The following is a 2848-nucleotide window of genomic DNA, read 5'->3' on the forward strand; positions in this document are numbered from 1 at the left end:
GCGGCGGCGGGGGCGGCGTGGGCAGGGGAGTTGGTGCCCTCGTCGGCGGTGGCGGTGGCGGCGCGGGGGCGGGCGGACGCGGCAGTTTCGGCTGGGCGTGCGGTGCGGGCGGCGGCGGCGGCGGCGGGGGCGGCGGTGGTGCGACCTTTGGCTGGTCCTTCGGTTTCGCTTTGGTCAGATGCGCCTTGTGAACATGCGCGGTGTTCGCGGGCGCGGGAACTTTGCCCTTGTGCAGCGCCTGCTGCGGCACGTGCGGTCCGATGATCGTTACATCCACGGCCGCCGTGGCCGGCGACTTCAGCTTTTCGGTCGGCAATACGACGATCGCCAGCAGGATCACGGCCAGATGCGCCAGGGCCGAGATCACCGCACTCCGCTTCAACCGCGGTTCCATCGGTCAGGCCCGCGCGACGCGGCGGGAGCGGGACCGGCTGAGGTCCCGGTGCGGTTCAGGGACAACACCCATGATCGCCCTGCCGTTATCGTGCCGGTTCTGCATTCCGACCGGCGATCAGCGGGTTGAGGCGGTTGGTTGTTGCGCGAGGAGGGCGACCTTGTCGAAGCCGCCGTCGGTGATCGTGGCCATCACTTTCAGCATGGTGCCGTAGGGCACCGAGGTGTCGCCACGCACGAAGATCCGCCGGTCGGTGTTGTTTTTCGCGATCTGTTGCAGCGTGGCGACCAGATTGCTCAGCTGCACCTTGGAATTCTGCAGATAAACCTCGCCGGCGGCGTTGACCGTGATGGTGATCGGCGTCGCGTCGGTATTGACCGGTTTGGCGTTGGCGTGGGGCAGGTTGACCGACACGCCGGAGGTGATCAGCGGGGCGGTGATCATGAACACGATCAGCAGCACCAGCATCACGTCGACCAGCGGGGTGACGTTGATTTCCGCCATCGGCCGGTAGCGGCTGCGCCGGTTGCCGCGTTTGTTGTCGAGCAGACCGCCGGCCATTACGCGCGCTCTTCGGCTTGGCGCGACAGGATCGCGCTGAACTCGGCCCCGAAGGCTTCGAGCCGGGCGGCGACGCGGGAGAGATCGGTCGAGAGCTTGTTGTAGGCGAGCACGGCGGGAATGGCGGCGACCAGGCCGATCGCGGTGGCGAACAGCGCTTCGGCGATGCCGGGGGCGACGACGGCGAGATTGGTGTTATGCATCGCGGCGATCGCGGCGAAGGAGTGCATGATGCCCCAGACCGTGCCGAACAGGCCGACGAAGGGAGCGACCGCGCCGATCGAGGCGAGGAAGACCATGTGACGCTCCAGCCGTTCCATTTCGCGCATCGTGGTGACACCCATCGCCCGGTCGACGCGCTCATTGACGCTGGAGCGGACGATGTCGGCGCCGGCGACGCGCGAGGAGCGGCGCCATTCGCCCATGGCGGCACCGAACACCGCGGCCATCGGGTTGCCGGGCTCGGCGCCCTCCTGCTCGTAGAGCTCATCGAGGCTGCGGCCGGACCAGAATTTATCTTCGAAGGCGGTGGCGTCGCGGTTGACCCGGCGGATCGTGATGGTTTTCTCGATGATGATCGCCCAAACCCAGATGCTGGCGGCGAGCAACAGCAGCATGACGAACTGCACGACGAAACTCGCCTGCAGAAACAAGCCCAGCAGCGACAAATTCGCGCTCGGTGCGGCGAGTCCCGCGGCGTTGACTGCCTGATCCATGTTCAAGTCCCTTCCACGGCACCGAGGCCGTCTGCAATTCCGTCCACCCGCATCCGCTCCAGCGCCGCACGCATCGGTGCCGGGAGTCGTGCGGCCCTTTGACTGACCGCGTCGATACAGGCAAGCCCGAGCTCGATCCGCACCAGCGCCACATCGTCGCGCCAGATCGTCTGGTCAAGCGTGACCCGCGCCGCCCCGATGACGAGCACGGTGGTTGCCACCACAAGCCAGTCATCGAGTCGCGCGGGCCGCTCATAGTCGATATTGGCCCGGCGCACCACGAACATTCTGCCATGCGTGGCGATCATTGCCGCATGGGGAACGCCAAGGGCGCGCAGGGCTTCGGAGCGGCCGCGCTCGGCATAGCGCAGGTAATTCGCGTGATAGACGATGCCGCCGGCATCGGTATCCTCGAAATAGATCCGCAACCCCAGGCGGTGGATGCCGTTGTGCAGGGCGTTCATGTGTCGAACAGCAGATCGGGCTGGCCGTTCGGCGATGGCGGCGGGATGATGCCGAGATGGCTCCAGGCCTCGCGCCCGAGCATGCGGCCGCGCGAGGTGCGGGTGAGCAAAGCTTCCTGGATCAGGAAGGGTTCGACCACGTCTTCCAGCGTATCACGGGGTTCGGAGAGGGCGGCGGCGAGGGTTTCGATGCCGACCGGGCCGCCATTGTGGTGTTCGGCGATGCGGCGGAGGTAGCGGCGGTCCATCGCGTCGAGCCCGCGATGATCGACATCGAGCCGCTTCAGCGCGGCATCGGCGGCGGCGCGGTCGATCGTGGTGGTGCCCGCGACAGTTGCAAAATCGCGGATGCGGCGGGTGAGGCGGCCGGCGATGCGGGGGGTGCCGCGCGAGCGTTTGGCGATTTCGGCGGCGCCATCGGGGGTGAGGTTCATGTTCAGCAAATGGGCGGCGCGGGTTACAATCCGTGTCAATTCTTCGGGCGTGTAGAAAATCAGGCGCAGCGGAATGCCGAACCGGTCGCGCAGCGGATTGGCGAGCAGGCCGGAGCGGGTGGTGGCACCGATCAGGGTGAAGCGGGGCAGGTCGATACGCACCGAGCGCGCGCCGGGGCCTTCGCCGATGATCAGGTCGAGCACGAAATCCTCCATCGCGGGATAGAGGACTTCCTCGATCGCCGGTTGCAGGCGGTGGATTTCGTCGATGAACAGCAC

4 protein-coding genes and 1 pseudogene are annotated in these 2848 nt (G+C 66.9%); all 5 read right to left on the reverse strand.

The window, feature by feature from the left end; translation table 11 throughout:
* Positions 1 to 394: pseudogene (locus ACP5E6_RS08295) on the reverse strand (hypothetical protein); the annotation flags it as partial.
* 117 nt (positions 395 to 511) lie between these two features.
* Entirely contained in the window at positions 512 to 955 is a 444-nt protein-coding gene (gene tolR, locus ACP5E6_RS08300; RefSeq protein WP_427953704.1) for a protein TolR, read from the reverse strand.
* On the reverse strand, positions 955 to 1671 hold the full coding sequence (gene tolQ, locus ACP5E6_RS08305; RefSeq protein WP_427953706.1) for a protein TolQ: 717 nt from the start codon (positions 1669 to 1671) through the stop codon (positions 955 to 957). Before tolQ ends, tolR begins: the two co-directional genes overlap by 1 nt.
* A 2-nt stretch (positions 1672 to 1673) precedes the next feature.
* A complete protein-coding gene (ybgC, locus tag ACP5E6_RS08310) occupies positions 1674 to 2135 on the reverse strand; it encodes a tol-pal system-associated acyl-CoA thioesterase (protein ID WP_427953708.1) in 462 nt (153 codons plus the stop codon).
* Positions 2132 to 2848 (reverse strand): Holliday junction branch migration DNA helicase RuvB (ruvB, locus tag ACP5E6_RS08315; protein ID WP_427953710.1); only part of this gene is annotated, 717 nt, incomplete at its 5' end. The genes ybgC and ruvB, both read right to left, overlap by 4 nt.

The organism is Acidiphilium sp. (assembly GCF_049977125.1).
Lineage (GTDB): Bacteria > Pseudomonadota > Alphaproteobacteria > Acetobacterales > Acetobacteraceae > Acidiphilium.